Origin of the sequence: Pseudomonas sp. B6(2017) (assembly GCF_002112765.1) — a bacterium.
In the GTDB taxonomy this organism is placed as follows: domain Bacteria; phylum Pseudomonadota; class Gammaproteobacteria; order Pseudomonadales; family Pseudomonadaceae; genus Aquipseudomonas; species Aquipseudomonas piscis.
Genome location: NZ_NEIQ01000007.1, coordinates 178,419 through 196,076 on the forward strand (window position 1 = coordinate 178,419; position 17,658 = coordinate 196,076).

At 54.0% G+C, this 17,658-nt stretch carries 14 protein-coding genes; all 14 read right to left on the reverse strand.

Annotated features, from left to right (window positions below):
* Positions 1-3: 3 nt before the first annotated feature.
* Positions 4-1,014, reverse strand: a complete 1,011-nt coding sequence (locus CAG11_RS13840) for a polysaccharide biosynthesis protein (protein WP_085596780.1) — start codon at positions 1,012-1,014, stop codon at positions 4-6.
* Positions 1,015-1,018: 4 nt separating this feature from the next.
* Complete coding sequence (locus CAG11_RS33175) at positions 1,019-2,380, reverse strand: lipopolysaccharide biosynthesis protein (protein ID WP_143494563.1); 1,362 nt, start codon at positions 2,378-2,380, stop codon at positions 1,019-1,021.
* The gene (locus tag CAG11_RS13845) at positions 2,377-3,504 is read right to left on the reverse strand and encodes an aminotransferase class V-fold PLP-dependent enzyme (RefSeq protein ID WP_085596781.1); all 1,128 of its coding nucleotides are present in this window, start codon (positions 3,502-3,504) and stop codon (positions 2,377-2,379) included. The genes CAG11_RS33175 and CAG11_RS13845 overlap by 4 nt, the downstream gene beginning before the upstream one ends.
* 6 nt (positions 3,505-3,510) lie before the next feature.
* Complete coding sequence (locus tag CAG11_RS13850) at positions 3,511-4,614, reverse strand: DegT/DnrJ/EryC1/StrS aminotransferase family protein (RefSeq protein ID WP_207245070.1); 1,104 nt, start codon at positions 4,612-4,614, stop codon at positions 3,511-3,513.
* 4 nt (positions 4,615-4,618) lie between these two features.
* The gene (locus CAG11_RS13855) at positions 4,619-5,446 is read right to left on the reverse strand and encodes a GNAT family N-acetyltransferase (protein ID WP_085596782.1); all 828 of its coding nucleotides are present in this window, start codon (positions 5,444-5,446) and stop codon (positions 4,619-4,621) included.
* A gap of 349 nt (positions 5,447-5,795) precedes the next feature.
* Positions 5,796-6,080: an integration host factor subunit beta gene (ihfB, locus tag CAG11_RS13860; RefSeq protein WP_085596783.1), complete on the reverse strand. Its 285-nt coding sequence runs from the start codon at positions 6,078-6,080 to the stop codon at positions 5,796-5,798.
* A 124-nt stretch (positions 6,081-6,204) separates the two neighbouring features.
* On the reverse strand, positions 6,205-6,486 hold the full coding sequence (locus tag CAG11_RS34055) for a hypothetical protein (RefSeq protein WP_085596784.1): 282 nt from the start codon (positions 6,484-6,486) through the stop codon (positions 6,205-6,207).
* Between the two features lie 183 nt (positions 6,487-6,669).
* Positions 6,670-8,364 carry a 30S ribosomal protein S1 gene (gene rpsA, locus CAG11_RS13870; RefSeq protein ID WP_058435296.1) on the reverse strand — a complete coding sequence of 565 codons (1,695 nt, stop codon included), beginning with the start codon at positions 8,362-8,364 and terminating at the stop codon, positions 6,670-6,672.
* Positions 8,365-8,485: 121 nt separating this feature from the next.
* Positions 8,486-9,172 (reverse strand): (d)CMP kinase, encoded by a 687-nt coding sequence (gene cmk, locus CAG11_RS13875; RefSeq protein WP_085596785.1) that lies wholly within the window; start codon positions 9,170-9,172, stop codon positions 8,486-8,488.
* Positions 9,172-11,379, reverse strand: a complete 2,208-nt coding sequence (locus CAG11_RS13880) for a bifunctional prephenate dehydrogenase/3-phosphoshikimate 1-carboxyvinyltransferase (RefSeq protein WP_085596786.1) — start codon at positions 11,377-11,379, stop codon at positions 9,172-9,174. Before CAG11_RS13880 ends, cmk begins: the two co-directional genes overlap by 1 nt.
* Positions 11,380-11,407: 28 nt before the next feature.
* On the reverse strand, positions 11,408-12,520 hold the full coding sequence (gene hisC, locus CAG11_RS13885; protein ID WP_085596787.1) for a histidinol-phosphate transaminase: 1,113 nt from the start codon (positions 12,518-12,520) through the stop codon (positions 11,408-11,410).
* An 11-nt stretch (positions 12,521-12,531) separates the two neighbouring features.
* Positions 12,532-13,626, reverse strand: coding sequence for a prephenate dehydratase (gene pheA / locus CAG11_RS13890; RefSeq protein WP_022640122.1), 1,095 nt, complete (start codon positions 13,624-13,626; stop codon positions 12,532-12,534).
* The gene (serC, locus tag CAG11_RS13895; protein ID WP_085596886.1) at positions 13,626-14,711 is read right to left on the reverse strand and encodes a 3-phosphoserine/phosphohydroxythreonine transaminase; all 1,086 of its coding nucleotides are present in this window, start codon (positions 14,709-14,711) and stop codon (positions 13,626-13,628) included. The genes pheA and serC overlap by 1 nt, the downstream gene beginning before the upstream one ends.
* A 73-nt stretch (positions 14,712-14,784) precedes the next feature.
* Complete coding sequence (gene gyrA, locus CAG11_RS13900) at positions 14,785-17,544, reverse strand: DNA gyrase subunit A (RefSeq protein ID WP_085596788.1); 2,760 nt, start codon at positions 17,542-17,544, stop codon at positions 14,785-14,787.
* Positions 17,545-17,658 lie beyond the last annotated feature (114 nt).

Sequence of the window (17,658 nt, forward strand, 5' to 3'; positions counted from 1 at the left end):
AGATTACAGGCCAAGTGAGTCCCTAATAAAGGGCAAGGTAAGTAGCAGTGACTTTATCTCTTCAACATTCAACAAGTCAGTATTATGTGAAGTGTAATCATCCACAAGGTTCGCTTCTGGCTGTCCCTCAAGAATATATTTATCATAATTTAGATCCCTATTATCTGCCGGAATCCTATAATAACGCCCCATGTTTTTTGCTTTTACCATTTCTTCACGAGAAACCAGAGACTCGTAAAGTTTCTCTCCGTGCCTTGTCCCAATAACATTAACAGGAGCATCGCTGTTAAAAAGTTCTTTCAAGGCAACTGTCAAGTCACCAATGGTGCTCGATGGAGCTTTTTGAACAAAGATATCTCCCTGCTCACCATGTTCGAAAGCGTGTAGGACCAGATCAACAGAGTCTTCAAGACTCATTAGAAAACGTGTCATTTTTGGATCTGTAACGGTTAAAGGCAATCCAGATTTAATCTTATCGACAAATAAGGGTATTACCGAACCACGTGAAGCCATCACATTCCCATAACGGGTCGCACATAAAATCGGGCCATTACCACGTATTGTACGAGACTTGGCAATGAGTACTTTTTCACCCATGGCTTTAGATATACCCATCGCATTAATGGGATAAACGGCCTTGTCAGTGCTAAGCAAAACAACTCTTTTGACATTATTATCAATAGCTGCGTTCAAGACATTCTCAGTTCCCATTATATTTGTGAGTACGGCCTCAACTGGATAGAATTCACAAGAAGGAACCTGCTTGAGCGCGGCCGCATGAAATACGTAATCTACCCCTACCATTGCACGGCGAATACTTTCAAAATTCCGCACATCGCCAATATGAAATTTTACCTTGGGATTATTTAGCGCGATACGCATATCTTCTTGCTTTTTTTCATCTCGGCTAAATACTATAATTTCTCTAACAGAGGTATCTAAGAACCTATTAAGAACAGTATTACCGAAAGAACCGGTACCACCTGTAATCATCAATACTTTATCATCAAACATATAACTACCTCTCGAAAAACATGAAGCCAACCACTGAAAACAGCAAAGAAAATAGCAAAATCAACTTAAATGTTGTTATCGCAGAGTTCCGCGCACTGATTTTTGTTTCTGGAAGCCTAGCAGCTCTAATCCACGAAGATAAAGTAGAGAGCACATGGTATGCCGAATACACAAAACATATTGCCTCTATATTCTTATTAACCGCTGCCATCGCGGTTAGCATCAACGTGACCACAGTCAAAGTTGCAGACAGCGTGGCTTGAAAGCGAAAATCTCTTGCATAAAGCAGAAGACAATACGGAATAAACCCCAGCGCTCCGATAGCCACACCTGGTAACAAAATTTCTAGATACCTGGAAACTAGAACGTTAGAAGGGTTTTCCCCCAGCCATACACCTATGATCTGTTCTCTGAACAGCCATAATACCAAAGTCGGAAGCGCAACTATAAGAAATGTCGACAGAACAAATTTTCTAATTACTCGCATAGCGCTTCCATCCTGCCCCATCGTCATTTCACGAATGACCATAGGCTGGAAATACTGGCTTATCGGACTTGCCAATATCGATATCGGAGTCATGCATAACAAGCTAGCAAGATAGTAGGGAGCAACACTAGCTGTAGAAGACAAAGCAGATATTATGGGCTTATCCAATTGCAACACTGCTGCTCCAGCAGCAGAAAAGAGCACCAGTGCTCCTCCTGTTTTTGCCACTGATAAAATTTCGGCGACGCTGACTTTGGCACCCCCAGTAGGCCAGATTGAAGAAAGCTCACCTAGACAAAAAGCACGCGATACCAAGAAATGAATGAATGCCAATACTGCTTGAGTCAGGACAAACGCTTCGACAGAAGCGGAGATAAATATTAATACGTAAACAGTGATGGCAGCTCTAACCATCACACCGGCTATTTGTATAGTACTTCCTAGAATATATTTCTGCCTAGCAAGTAATATCGTATAGTATAAATTTTGCAGCGCGAGAAAAAAGAACAAAAGTGCAGAGAAGACGATAACACTCCAAGAAACACTCGATACTTCAAAAACTAATTTTATTAAAAAGAAAAGAAAAACAAGCCCTATATAAAAAACAGACAAAATAACTTCTGCAGATGAAATAATTATTAATAGGGAGCCACTACCTTTAGTAGTGATTGCTGCCTCTCTAGAGGCAAGAGTTGACATTCCAAGATCAAGCATTACCAAAAGCGCTTGCAATGAGATAATTACAACAATCGCACCAAACTGTTCCTCACCAAGAACCCGACCATATAATGGTAGAAATATAAAAGCGACAAGCAAACTGGATGTCTTGCCCCCATACAACATAAGCATTCTTAGAAGTGTAGCGCTATGTTTTTTCATATACCTACAGCACTGATCGCTTTTCTTAATGCATTAGAAATTGATTCTAAATCAGCATCTTCAAGCCACCATCCACAAGGAATACCCAAAATATGATTCTGTAGATACTCAGTATTTTTCAGCTGAGCTTCCTGAGTAGAGAAACCACTATAAAGATCATTACGCTGATGAATGCTAGAAGCCATTACTCCATATTTTTTTATATTACTTAAAACAGCATCTCGGTGCTCGACAAATACAAGCAGCACCCAAAAATCTGCGACACCATCACCTTCAGCAGGAACAAACTTCAGCCCTTCAATATCAGAAAGAAGAAACTTCAGTTTCTCTACATGAACCAGTGTCTTTTTATGCCGCACCTTTAGTGAACTGATCTGAGAGAACCCAATTGCAGCACATAAATTATTGAGTGTCATGCTCCACCCAATTTCAGGAATGTCTGAGCCTTTATTTATTTCACCGTTGGGCAGCCGAAAATCACTGTAATTGATTCCAAATTTCCTTAGCTTTCTTGCCTTGATCGCGAGACTTTCCTTTCGACAGACTAATGCGCCCCCTTCGGTAGCATTAATTTGTCGATTAGGATAAAAAGAGTAAACGGCAAAGTCCCCTACAGTACCAACTACCGCAGAGTCTCTACTCGCGAACATGGCGTTATTGCAATCTTCAATCAGATAAATATCATAATTCTTACATAACCTTGCAAGTTCTTTGGCAGGACCAGGATACCCTGCGACATGGTAAAGGATGACGGCCTTGGTCTTACTTGTTATTTTTCTCTCCAAATCTTTTAAGTCCATATCCACGGACTGATGACATACGTCAACCCAAACTGGCTTGGCTTTTATTTGAGCAATTGCTGAGTTTGTAGAAAGACACGCAAAAGCCGTTGTCAGTACTTCATCACCTTCCTTTACACCTGCCAAGTGTAAAGCCAAAAATAATGCGCTGGTCATATCGATAGTAGAAACTACATTTTGATGGCCCGTTAATTTACCAAACTCTAACTCAAACCTGCTTACCCATTCGCCTCCGGAAATTCGTCCTGAACGAAGAACACTTAAAGCAGCCTCTTCCATCTCGGGCAAACTGACTACACCATATAAAGGAATATTATTAGGCATTTTCTTCTAACCACGCTTCAGCAAATTGACAATACGATCTCGCTGTTCATCTGTAACCCACCAGCCGCATGGTATATGAAGAAGTTTTTTATAAAAATCCTGCAATGCAGGTAGGTCGCTGACGAAAGGTTTGAAAACTGAGTGCAAATGATTGGGCCTATGAAGCTTTGATGCCATGACTCCGTTAGAGTTTAAAAGTTTCTCGACATCTTCAGAATCATCTGCGCAAAGTGTATAGAGCCAGTAGCTAGGATCCGCGATACTCTCAACGGAGGCAGGGAAAATTCCTGGAATCCCTGTTAAGGCCTGGTCGAAATATCGCCCGTTCTGACGATGACGTTCCAGCAATGGAGTAACACTATTCAATTGCTCAAGTCCAATTACAGCTGCCACATTACTCATATTGTACTTATAGCCAACCCGAGTAATATCAACTTCGGTACGAGGAACACCCTTCGAAAGGCCAAACCAGCGAAGCCGTCGAGCCAAATCAATTTTCTCAGAAGTTTTTAATGTTAAAACTCCACCGTCAACTGTGGTCATGTGTTTAATTGCTTGAAATGAGAATATTGAATAATCTCCAATTGAACCTATTGGTTTTCCATCATATTTCGCCCCCAATGCATGAGCACAATCTTCGATTAAAAATATACCGTTACGATCCGCAATTCCTCGAAGTTCATTTAGCTTTGCTGGATAGCCCGCATAGTGAACTACGCAGATAGCCTTTGTTTTACTGGTAATTAGCGACTCAACCGAATCTGGAGATAAGTTACCAGTGCTCGCCTCTACGTCAGCAAATACCGGAATGGCACCTAGCTGTAGGATAGTGGTATTTGTTGGTTCGGCAGTCATCGAAGTTGTAATAACTTCATCTCCAGAGCCTACGCCGGATAAAATCAATGCGATGTGCAGAGCTGCTGTACCACTGCTGGTAGCTAATACATTCTCTACGCCAAATTTTTTTGAAAACTCGGACTCGAACTGATAAACATGCTCGCCTTCAGCGATCATTCCGCTATAAAGTACTGACTCCAAGGCAGGCATTAAAACTTCCTTCGGAGGCATGGCAACTTTTACTAATGAAATAATTTCATTGGAAACGGGCATGAGGTTAAATTCGATCCATAATATTGATTTGTGGAATCTTGATACTTGTTACAGCATCAAGGACTTTTATCATACGAACAGATGAAGAACGATGTTCAACATGGAAGCCTTGCTCTTTCAACAAAAATATCAGTCTCTCATCTTCATTTGAAGTCAGCGCCCAATGATCAGGTAGAGCAGAATGCAATAGACTAATCACATCTACATCCTCTCCTTCCCAATCCACTAGCGTGGAAATTTGTGCTGAATGAAAAACCACCAGACTTGCCTTTTGGCTTTTAATAATTTCGCCAAAGGTGGCAAACGGTGCCAGACCTTGTTTTTTTTCAAGAGCCTTTTTGTCGGGCCAACTATTTGTTGAATATTTTTCTGTTGGGTAAATTGAAATATTTTTTTTCACATGACAAAAAATATCTTGTTCATCTACCCGAAACCCCTGTCCCACATAGACATCCGGCTTTTGGGTCCACAGCACCAGAGCAGATAGATTTATCTCTCGCCCTAACTCAGCTGCTTTAGACAACAGTTTTGTGCTTAGCCCCTTTCCGCGCCACTCTTCAGCAACACAGACCAACCCGACTAGACCAATGCATTTTCCCTTGGCAACATCAACCTTTCTAATCAGCAGGGCTGCCAGAGGCGTATCGTGAGTACGAGGACGTACATCTGCGATCTGTAGACAAACCACATCTATCTCATCATCCAACCACGGAAAATGAGCATCCAAGCTGATACCTCGCCCTCTTGACGCAAAAAAAACCAGCCAGAACAGTTCACGAACGGACTGAGGCACCCCTTGACTAACAGAAACAACAAAGTCTTCTGGTCTCATTTTTTACAGGCTCACTAAACACCCTATATGCTCCCATAATGCGCCTATGACGGGAAGGTGTTCAGGCAAAAAGGTTCCATCACCACAGGCAAAAGGGAACCTGCCATAGCGATAAAGAATAGTGAGGAGGGTATGATCGATTACGATGTGACACAGGAAGGCAGGATAATTAATCCAGGCTAGAAAATACGTAAAAACATAAAACTTTAAATAAGATTATAAATTACAATCAAAAATAATATACAGAAAATATAGGAAACACATGCAGTACAGTTGGTCAGCTCTGCATAAGATAACTCATTAAAAACTCAATGATTGATCATTAAAAAAATAGACTTAATACCTGTTACTACTCGTCTTCATTAACACGATCTCGTAACTCTTTCCCTGGTTTGAAATGTGGCACAAACTTCCCATCAAGACTGACGGACTGGCCAGTTTTAGGATTTCGCCCCACACGCGGAGCGCGATAATGAAGCGAGAAGCTACCGAAACCACGGATCTCAATCCGATCACCAGTAGCCAGACACTGAGACATTTGCTCCAGCATCGTCTTGATGGCCAACTCGACATCCTTGGATGACAGCAGCCCTTGATGGGTGACAATTCGTTCGATCAACTCCGACTTCGTCATATTTTTCCCTTCTTTTTCAAGCAGCTAGGTCAGTGCTCAGAAGGTTTTAGCATGCCCAGAAGGTTTTGAACAGCCCACTCTCGTCGAGCAATATAAACGAGACGGATCCGTACCAATCGAAATCTTAGCGACACATAACGAGCATTGTCCTCGTCACATACCCCGCCGGATTCCAACCAAAGGGATAATCGCCCTCCTCATCTTTCGCGTCGCTGGATTTGCTGAGGACCTTATAACCACTGCTATCGCACTCACGCGCAGCCCGCTCGTAGCACCTATCCCAATCCGAGCCCAATCCAGAACAATCGATTTCTATGCCAGTGGCTCCACGAATCGCGTGGGTTTTTACACTGGCCTCACAACCAACCAAAAACAACATCAAACCAACAACCATGAACCTGCTCATACTCCTCCCTAGGCCAGACTTCGTGCTACCTGAGTCACCCCGCGGAAAATCAAGACTCTTACTTGCAATCCCCCTTAAGAGACCGCTGATTGCACGCCTTGGTTTCATCTCAAGATATCCCTATCTGATTTCCAGGCACAAAAAAGGGCGACCGAAGTCGCCCTTTTTTTGGTGAAACAGAACTTAGTTCTGCTTCTCCATCTGTGCACGCAGCAGGTCGCCCAGAGTGGTAGGGCCAGCAGCGATATCCGAGGTAGCTGGCTTGTCGCGCAGGCTCTGGATAGCTTCTTTCTCGTCTTCAACGTCTTTCGACTTGATAGAGAGCTGGATTACACGGCTCTTACGGTCAACGCTGATGATCTTGGCTTCAACTTCTTCGCCTTCTTTCAGGACGTTGCGCGCATCTTCGATGCGGTCACGGCTGATTTCAGAGGCTTTCAGAGTAGCTTCGATATCGTTAGCCAGGGTGATGATGGCGCCTTTAGCGTCAACTTCTTTTACAACACCCTTAACGATTGCGCCTTTGTCGTTCTCTTGTACGTACTCGGAGAACGGATCGCTTTCCAGCTGCTTGATACCCAGGGAGATACGCTCACGCTCTGGGTCAACAGACAGGATAACGGTATCCAGCTCGTCGCCCTTCTTGAAGCGACGCACGGCTTCTTCGCCCACTTCGTTCCAAGAGATGTCGGACAAATGAACCAGACCGTCGATGCCGCCGTCCAGACCAATGAAGATACCGAAATCGGTAATCGACTTGATGGTGCCGGAGATTTTGTCGCCCTTGTTGAACTGGCCAGAGAAGTCTTCCCATGGGTTGGACTTGCACTGCTTGATGCCGAGGGAGATACGACGACGCTCTTCGTCGATGTCCAGAACCATAACTTCCACTTCGTCGCCAACTTGTACGACTTTCGAAGGATGGATGTTTTTGTTGGTCCAGTCCATTTCCGAAACGTGTACCAGACCTTCAACGCCTTCTTCCAGCTCAGCGAAGCAGCCGTAGTCAGTCAGGTTGGTTACACGAGCGGTAACGCGGGTGCTTTCTGGGTAACGAGCCTTGATGGCAACCCAAGGGTCTTCACCCAGTTGCTTCAGGCCCAGGGAAACACGATTGCGCTCGCGATCGTATTTCAGAACCTTGACATCGATCTCGTCGCCAACATTGACGATTTCGGAAGGATGCTTGATACGCTTCCAAGCCATGTCGGTGATGTGCAGCAGGCCATCGACGCCACCCAGATCGACGAATGCGCCGTAATCGGTGAGGTTCTTGACGATACCCTTAACTTGCTGACCTTCCTGCAGGGATTCCAGCAGAGCTTCACGCTCGGCGGAGTTCTCGGCTTCAAGGACGCTGCGGCGGGAAACGACAACGTTGTTGCGCTTCTGGTCGAGTTTGATGACTTTAAACTCGAGCTCTTTGCCTTCCAGGTGCGTGGTGTCGCGCACTGGACGGACGTCAACCAGAGAACCTGGCAGGAACGCACGGATGCCGTTAACGTCGACAGTGAAGCCGCCTTTAACCTTACCGTTGATAACGCCCTTGACCACTTCTTCGGCTGCGAAGGCTGCTTCCAGAACGATCCAGCATTCAGCGCGCTTGGCTTTTTCACGGGAGAGCTTGGTTTCACCGAAGCCGTCTTCAACCGAGTCCAGAGCAACGTGAACTTCATCACCAACATTGATGGACAGCTCGCCAGCATCGTTGTAGAACTGCTCAAGCGGGATCAGCGCTTCAGACTTCAGACCAGCGTGAACGGTTACCCAACGCGCTTGGTAGTCGATGTCGACGATAACACCGGTGATGATGGAGCCTGCCTGAAGGTTCAGGGTTTTCAGGCTTTCTTCAAAGAGTTCCGCAAAGCTTTCGCTCATTTTAATTCCTGTTGATAAGGGCGAAGATTCCGCCCATCTGCCACATTCCAGACAATGTGGGTTACGTTCATATAAAAGAAAGATCGCAGGACTATGACTGGTCCCCTACGACCTTCCTTGTTCACCCGGCGATATCGCGAAGGGCGATTTCGCTCAAGATGCGTTGCAGCACCTGATCGATGGACAACTCCGTGGAATCCAGCTGTATGGCGTCAGCCGCCGGCTTGAGCGGGGCGACCGCTCGCTGGGTATCGCGCTCATCACGCGCACGAATCTCATCTAGCAGACTCGACAGACTAACACCATTGACTTTCCCCTTCAACTGCAAGTAGCGGCGACGCGCACGCTCCTCGGCACTAGCGGTCAGGAAAATCTTCAATGGTGCATCGGGAAAGACCACTGTCCCCATGTCACGACCATCGGCGACCAGCCCCGGCAATTCGCGAAAGGCCCGTTGACGCTGCAGCAGAGCATCCCGCACCGCCGGCAAGGCAGCGACCTGGGAAGCCCAGGCGCCGACTTGCTCGTTACGCAGGTCGTCGGTCACATCGTCGCCTTCGAGAATGATCCGCTGCGGATGGCTTTCGGTAGCACTCAGGAACTGTACGTCCAGGTGAGCCGCCAGAAGCTTGAGCGACTCCTCGTTGGTCAGGTCGACCCCATGGTTGCGGGCAGCGAATGCCAACAACCGATACAAGGCCCCGGAGTCCAGCAGACACCAGCCCAGATGCTCGGCCAGCTTGCCAGCGATGGTGCCTTTGCCCGAACCGCTTGGCCCATCGATGGTGATTACAGGCGCCTTGCTCATCACGACTGGGCCTCTTGGGCAACACGGATGCCGACTTGGGCGCACAACGCTAGGAAGTTCGGGAAGGAGGTGGCGACGTTGGCGCAGTCATGGATGCGAATCGGCGCATTGGCGCGCAACGAGGCCACACTGAAGGCCATGGCAATCCGGTGGTCGCCATGACCATGGACCTCGCCACCACCGATCTGGCCACCATCGATGATGATGCCATCCGGGGTCGGCTCACATTTCACACCCAGGGTCAGCAGGCCGTCGGCCATCACCTGGATGCGGTCGGACTCCTTGACCCGCAGCTCTTCCGCGCCACGCAGCACCGTACGCCCCTCGGCACAAGCGGCCGCGACGAACAGTACCGGGAACTCGTCGATCGCCAGCGGAACCAATTCCTCCGGGATCTCGATCCCCTTGAGCCTGGCTGCACGCACATGCAGGTCTGCAACCGGTTCGCCACCCACTTCACGCTGGTTTTCCAGGCGAATGTCGGCCCCCATCAAGCGCAGGATGTCGATGACTCCGGTACGAGTCGGGTTGATCCCCACATGTTCCAGCACCAGCTCGGAGCCTTCGGCGATCGAAGCGGCCACCAGGAAGAAGGCCGCGGAGGAGATATCCGCCGGCACCTCGATATGGGTAGCCTTGAGCTTGCCACCGGAGGCCACTGAGGCGGTCGCTCCTTCGACATCCACCGAATAACCGAAGCCGCGCAGCATGCGCTCGGTATGGTCGCGAGTCGGCGCCGGCTCGGTCACAGTGGTCTTGCCTTCGGCGTACAGCCCCGCCAATAGCAGGCAGGACTTCACCTGGGCGCTGGCCATTGGCAAGGTGTAGGTCAAGCCCTTGAGCTTGTGACCGCCACGGATCACCATCGGCGGGCGACCTTCGGCCGCGGTCTCGATCACCGCGCCCATCTCCCGCAACGGGTTGGCCACCCGATTCATCGGACGCTTGGACAGCGAAGGATCGCCCGTCAGGGTGCTATCAAAATCCTGCGCAGCCAGCAGGCCGGAAAGCAGGCGCATGGACGTACCGGAGTTGCCCAGGTAGATCGGGCCAGGTGCCGGCTTCAAACCGTGCAGCCCCACCCCATGAATGGTCACCCGGCCGTGATGCGGCCCCTCGATGACCACCCCCATGTCGCGGAAAGCCTGCAATGTAGCCAGCGCATCCTCGCCCTCGAGGAAGCCTTCCACTTCAGTGGTGCCCTCGGCCAGGGAGCCGAGCATGATCGAGCGGTGGGAAATCGATTTGTCACCTGGAACACGAATCCGCCCACTCAGGCGGCCACCAGGATTTGCCAGGAAAATCAGATCGTTGGAGTTCATAGCGTCCACATAGGCCCGGCGGGCCAGGATTTTACCGAAATGCTCGCGGGCTACCCGGGCGCGAGTGAATACGCCCAACAGCTGATGCCCGTCCCCTGCATCGACCGCGTCGCGCAAGGCGTCGAGGTCATTGCGAAATGTATCGAGTGTGCGCAGGACCGCTTCGCGATTGGCGAGGAAGATGTCATGCCACATGACCGGGTCACTGCCGGCGATTCTCGTGAAATCGCGGAACCCGCCCGCAGCGTAACGGAAGATGTCCAGATTTTCACTGCGCTTGGCCAGCGAATCGACCAGCCCGAATGCCAAAAGATGCGGTAGATGGCTAGTTGCAGCCAGGACCTCGTCATGCCGCCGGACCTGCATATGTTCGACATCTGCCCCCAATTCGCGCCACAAGCTGTCGACCAGCGCCAGCGCCAGCGCATCCGTCTGCGCCAACGGCGTCAAGATCACCTTGTGCCGACGAAACAACTGGGCATTGGAAGCCTCGACACCACTTTGCTCGGAACCGGCAATCGGATGCCCAGGCACGAAGCGCGCCGGCATACCAGCAAAAGCCTCGGTCGCCGCCCGCACCACATTGCCTTTGGCGCTGCCGACATCGGTCAACACCGCCTGTCCCAGATCCATGCTCGCCAACTTGGCCAGCAATTTCTCCATGGCCAGGATGGGCACCGCCAGCTGGATCACATCGGCACCCTGGCAAGCCAGGGCCAGATCCTCTTCGCAGCGATCCACCACCCCAAGCTCCACGGCCAATCGACGGGACTGCGGATCCAGGTCAACGCCAACCACTTCGCGACAGATGCCACTTTCACGCAGCCCCTTGGCAAAGGAGCCGCCAATCAATCCCAGGCCGATCACCACCAGGCGACCGATCATAGGCACAGCAGATTGCACTGGAATGACATCAACCACGAGCCATGACCTTGGCCAAGGCCTCGAGGAAGCGAGAGTTTTCCGCCGGCAAGCCGATGGTCACGCGCAAGTGGTCGGGCATTGCGTAGTTGGCCACGGGGCGCACGATCACCCCTTCACGCAACAACCCCTGGAATACCGGCGCGGCCTCGCGCCCCAGGTCAACGGCAATGAAGTTGCCCCTGGACGGGATCCAGCCCAGGCCCAGCTCGCGGAACCCCGCTTCCAACTGCTGCATGCCAGCCTCGTTGAGGCGGCGGCTTTCAGCCAGGTAGTCATCGTCCTGCAACGCTGCGCAAGCCGCTGCCAGGGCCAGGCTGTTGACGTTGAAGGGCTGGCGCACGCGATTCAGCACATCCGCCACTACCGCGGTAGACAAGCCATAACCGACCCGCAGCGCTGCCAGGCCGTATGCCTTGGAAAACGTCCGCGAGACCAGCAGGTTCGGGTAAGCCGCCAGGAAATCCAGGCCATCAGGTAGATCACTGCCTTCGGCATACTCGATGTAGGCCTCGTCCAGCACCACCAGCACATGGGCCGGTACGTCCTGGAGAAACTCGTCCAGCGCCTCGGCATCGAACCAGGTGCCTGTCGGGTTGTTCGGGTTGGCGATGAACACCACCCGGGTCTGCGCATCGATGGCCTTGAGCATGGCGGACAGGTCGTGCCCCCAATCCTTGGCCGGCACTACCCGCGCCTCAGCCCCGACCGCCTGGGTGACGATCGGGTAGACGGCAAAGGCGTGCTCGCTGAACACCGCATTCAGGCCCGGGGCCAGGTAGGCGCGAGCGACCAGCTCAAGGATGTCGTTGGAGCCATTGCCCAGGGTCACCTGCTCGATCTCGACGCCACAGCGCTCGGCCAACAGGGACTTGAGCGTGAAGCCGTTGCCATCCGGGTAGCGGGTCAGCTCGGCCAGCTCTTCGCGAATCGCCGCAAGCGCCTTCGGACTGGCGCCCAGCGGATTTTCGTTGCTCGCCAGCTTGACGATGGTGGCCGGATCGATATCCAGCTCACGGGCCAGTTCGTCCACGGGCTTGCCCGGAACGTACGGCGAAAGTTGTTGCACACCTGGCTGCGCCAGGGCGAGGAAGTCGCCACTCATTGTTAAATGCCTCAGAGAACCGCTTTCGGGTAGGAACCCAGCACCTTGAGTGCCACTGCTTCCTGACTGATCTTCTCCAGCACACCCTTGACCAGCGGGTCGCGGTGGTGGCCGACGAAGTCGATGAAGAATACGTAGGTCCATTTGCCACTGCGCGAAGGCCGGGTCTCGATCCGCGTCAGGTCGATGCCATTGTCATGAAACGGCACCAGCAGCTCGTGCAACGCACCTGGCTTGTTGCTCATGGAAACGATGATCGAGGTCTTGTCGTCACCAGTCGGCGGCACTTCCTGGTTGCCAATCATCAGGAACCGCGTGGAGTTGTCCGGACGGTCCTCGATCTTGTCGGCCAGGCGAGTCAGGCCGTAGAGGCTCGCCGCCATGTCGCCGGCAATCGCCGCGGAGTTCCACTCGCCCTTGACCCGCTTGGCGGCCTCGGCATTGCTCGATACCGCGACCCGCTCCACATTCGGATAGTGGGCGTCCAGCCACTTGCGGCACTGGGCCAGCGACTGGGCATGGGAGTAGATACGGCTGATGCTGTCGGTCTTGGTGTTCTCGCCCACCAGCAAGTGGTGGTGGATACGCAGCTCGACCTCGCCGCAAATTACCATGTCGTGCTCGAGGAAGCTGTCGAGGGTGTGGTTGACCGCACCCTCGGTGGAGTTTTCCACCGGTACCACGCCGAAGTTCACCGCACCGGCCGCCACTTCGCGGAACACCTCGTCGATGGCCGCCATCGGCTTGCTGATCACCGCATGACCGAAATGCTTCAGGGCCGCAGCCTGGGTGAAGGTGCCCTCGGGACCCAGATAGGCGACTTTCAGCGGCTGCTCCAGCGCCAGGCAGGAAGACATGATCTCGCGGAACAACCGCGCCATTTCCTCGTTGTCCAGCGGACCCTGGTTACGCTCCATCACCCGCTTGAGGACCTGGGCCTCACGCTCGGGGCGATAGAACACCGGCACCTCGCCCTCGGCCAGGGAAGCCGTCTTCACCCGGGCCACTTCCTGAGCACAACGCGCGCGCTCACTGATCAGCTCCAGGACCTTCTCGTCCAGGGAGTCAATGCGCAGCCGCAAGGCCTTGAGTTCTTGCTCAGACATCAGCCATGTTCCTTCTCGAACTCCGCCATGTAGGCCACCAGTGCGTTGACCGCATCGAGGCCCAATGCGTTGTAGATGGAGGCACGCATGCCGCCTACCGAGCGGTGGCCCTTGAGATTGAGCAGACCACGGGCATCGGCGCCGGCCAGGAAAGCCTTGCCCAGGCGCTCGTCGGCCAGACGGAACGGCACGTTCATCCACGAACGGGCGTTGACGCTGATCGGGTTGGTGTAGAAGTCACTGTTGTCGATGAAGCCGTACAGGGTGTCTTTCTTCGCCTTGTTGCGCTGCTCCATGGCAGCAACGCCACCCTGCTCCTTCAGCCACTCGAAGACCAGGCCCGAGAGATACCAGGAATAGGTGGCCGGAGTGTTGTACATCGAGCCGTTGTCGGCAGCGACCTTGTAGTCGAGCATGGTCGGACAAGCGCTACGGGCGCGGCCCAGCAGGTCTTCACGAACGATCACCACCACCAGGCCGCTCGGACCGATGTTCTTCTGCGCGCCGGCGTAGATCATGCCGTACTGCGACACATCGGCCGGACGCGAAAGAATGTCGGAGGACATGTCGACCACCAGAGGCACATCACCGGTCTGCGGCACCCAGTCGAACTGCAGGCCACCGATGGTTTCGTTGGACGCATAGTGCACGTAGGCCGCGTTGGGGGTCAGCTTCCACTCGTTCTGGCCCGGAATGGCCAGGTAGTCGTAAGCCTTGGCGCTGGCGGCGATGTTGACGGTGCCGAAGCGACGGGCTTCCTCGATGGCCTTCTTCGACCAGATACCGGTCTCGACATAGTCGGCCGTGCCGTTTTCCGGCAGCAGGTTCAACGGGATCTCGGCGAATTGCTGGCTGGCGCCGCCCTGGAGGAACAACACCTTGTAGTTGGAGGGGATGGACATCAGCTCGCGCAGGTCCTGCTCGGCTTTTTCGGCGATGGCCACATAGTCGTCGCTACGGTGGCTCATTTCCATGACCGACAGGCCCTTGCCGTTCCAGTCCAGCATCTCGGCCTGGGCGCGCTTCAGCACCGCTTCAGGAAGCGCGGCAGGGCCTGCGCAGAAGTTAAAGGCTCGTTTGCTCACATCCACTCTCGCTCTGCTTCATTTATGAAGCGGGGCGATCATGCTGATCGCCCCGCCGGGTTATTGCGCTGGGTTACTCCTGGGGCACCTCGTCGGCGGCGCCGGGCTCCTCGCCCTCGGTGTCGACCACCTCGCCATCGATCACCTCGCCGTCTTCGAGCACGTCTTCGAGCTCATCCGACGCCTGGATACGCTCCAGGCCTACCAGCGTCTCATCGTCGGCCAACTTGATCAGCGTCACCCCCTGGGTGTTGCGGCTGAGGATCGACACCTCGCCGACCCGGGTGCGCACCAGGGTCCCCTGGTCGGAGATGAGCATGATCTGCTCGTCCTCGCGCACCTGGATGGCGCCGATCAGGTTACCGGTACGGCCCTTCATGGCGATCACGCCCTGGCCACCACGCTTGCGGCGCGGGAACTTGGGCAGCTCGGTACGCTTGCCAATACCGCGCTCGGACGCAGTGAGGATCTGCGCACCGGACTCGGGGATCAGCATGGAGATCAGTTGCTGGGACTTGCCCAGCTTCATCCCGCGCACACCACCGGCCACACGACCGCGCTCGCGAACTTCGCTCTCGACGAAACGGATGACCTTGCTGGCGCTGGAGAACAACATGACTTCCCGCGCACCATCGGTGATGGCCGCAGCGATCAGGGTATCGCCCTCTTTCAGCTTCAAGGCGATCAGACCGGCCTTGCGCGGTTTGGCGAAGCTCGCCAGCGAAACCTTCTTGACCAGGCCGAAGGCGGTCGCCATGAAGACGAAGGCACCGGTCGGCTCAGCGACCCACTCCGGCGTGTCGCGATCGTCGTCGTCCTCGGCTTCCTCTTCATCCATCACCTCGGCTTCGGCCAGCACGTCCTCGGCCTCTTCGACCTCCTCGGAATCAGCGCCCTGCTGCAGGGCCTCGAGGTCGATCTGCAACATCGCGGTGATGCGCTCGCCCTGCTCCAGCGAGTCGATGATGTTCACCAGCGGACGGCCACGGGCAGCACGGGAGGCTTCAGGAATCTCGTAGGTCTTGAGCCAGTACACCTTGCCCTTGCTGGAGAACAGCAACAGGGTCGCATGGCTGTTGGCTACCAGCAGGTGCTCGATGTAGTCCTCATCCTTCACGCCGGTCGCCGACTTGCCCTTGCCACCACGGCGCTGGGCCTGGTAGGCCGACAACGGCTGGGTCTTGGCATAACCGCCATGGGAAATGGTCACTACGCGCTCTTCTTCGGGGATCATGTCGCCGTAGTCGAGGTCGTGGGTCGCATTGACGATTTCGGTGCGGCGCTCGTCGCCGTATTCGGCACGGATCACTTCCAGCTCTTCGCGGATCACTTCCATCAGGCGCTCGGCGCTGTTGAGGATGCGGATCAGCTCGCCGATCTGGTTGAGGATCTCCTGGTACTCGGCCAGGAGTTTCTCGTGCTCCAGGCCGGTCAGGCGGTGCAGGCGCAGCTCCAGGATGGCCTGGGCCTGTTCCGGGGACAGGAAGTACTTGCCGTCGCGCAGGCCGTACTGCGGATCCAGGTTCTCCGGACGGCAGGAATCTGCACCGGCACGCTCGACCATGGTCATCACCGCACTGGACTCCCAAGGCGTGCTGACCAGCGCTTCCTTGGCTTCCGATGGGGTCGGCGAGGCCTTGATCAGGGCGATGACCGGATCGATGTTGGACAGGGCAACGGCCTGGCCTTCGAGGATATGGCCACGCTCGCGAGCCTTGCGCAGCTCGAATACGGTACGCCGGGTCACCACTTCGCGGCGGTGACGAACGAAGGCTTCCAGCAGGTCCTTCAGATTGAGGATCCGCGGACGACCGTCGATCAGCGCGACGATGTTGATACCGAACACGCTCTGCAGCTGGGTCTGGGCGTAGAGATTGTTGAGCACCACTTCCGGCACTTCGCCACGGCGCAGCTCGATCACTACGCGCATGCCGTCCTTGTCGGACTCGTCGCGCAGCTCGGTGATGCCCTCGAGCCTCTTCTCCTTGACCAGCTCGGCGATCTTCTCGATCAGGCGGGCCTTGTTCAGCTGGTATGGCAGCTCGGTGATGACGATCTGCTGGCGACCACCGACCTTGTCGATATCCTCGACGGTGGAGCGGGCGCGCATGTAGATGCGGCCACGGCCGGTGCGATAGGCCTCGATGATGCCCTGGCGCCCGTTGATGATGCCGGCGGTGGGGAAGTCCGGACCCGGGATGAACTGCATCAGGTCGTCGACGCTCAGCTCGGGATTGTCGATCAGCGCCAGGCAACCATCGATCACTTCCCCCAGGTTGTGCGGCGGGATGTTGGTCGCCATGCCCACGGCAATACCGCTGGAGCCGTTGACCAGCAGGTTGGGGATCTTGGTCGGCATGACCGCGGGAATCAGTTCGGTGCCATCATAGTTGGGCACCCAATCCACGGTTTCCTTGTGCAGGTCGGCCAGCAGCTCGTGCGCCAGCTTGGTCATGCGCACTTCGGTGTATCGCATGGCCGCCGCGTTATCGCCGTCCACCGAACCGAAGTTGCCCTGGCCGTCTACCAGCAAGTAGCGCAGGGAGAATGGCTGGGCCATGCGGACGATGGTGTCGTACACCGCAGTATCGCCGTGGGGGTGGTACTTACCGATCACGTCACCGACCACGCGGGCAGATTTCTTGTACGGCTTGTTCCAGTCGTTACCGAGTTCGCTCATCGCGTACAGCACACGCCGGTGCACGGGCTTCAAGCCGTCGCGCGCATCAGGCAGTGCCCGCCCGACGATTACGCTCATCGCGTAGTCGAGGTAGGACTGTTTCAGCTCGTCTTCGATATTGACCGGTAGGATTTCTTTGGCCAGTTCGCCCATGAGAAGCCTGATTCCTTTTTCTGGTGAAACTTCGCCACATCCAGATGGGACGAACGAAGCTCGCCGCTGCAGGCCTAGTGCCAGCACCGACTTACGACAAATCAACAAGTTATG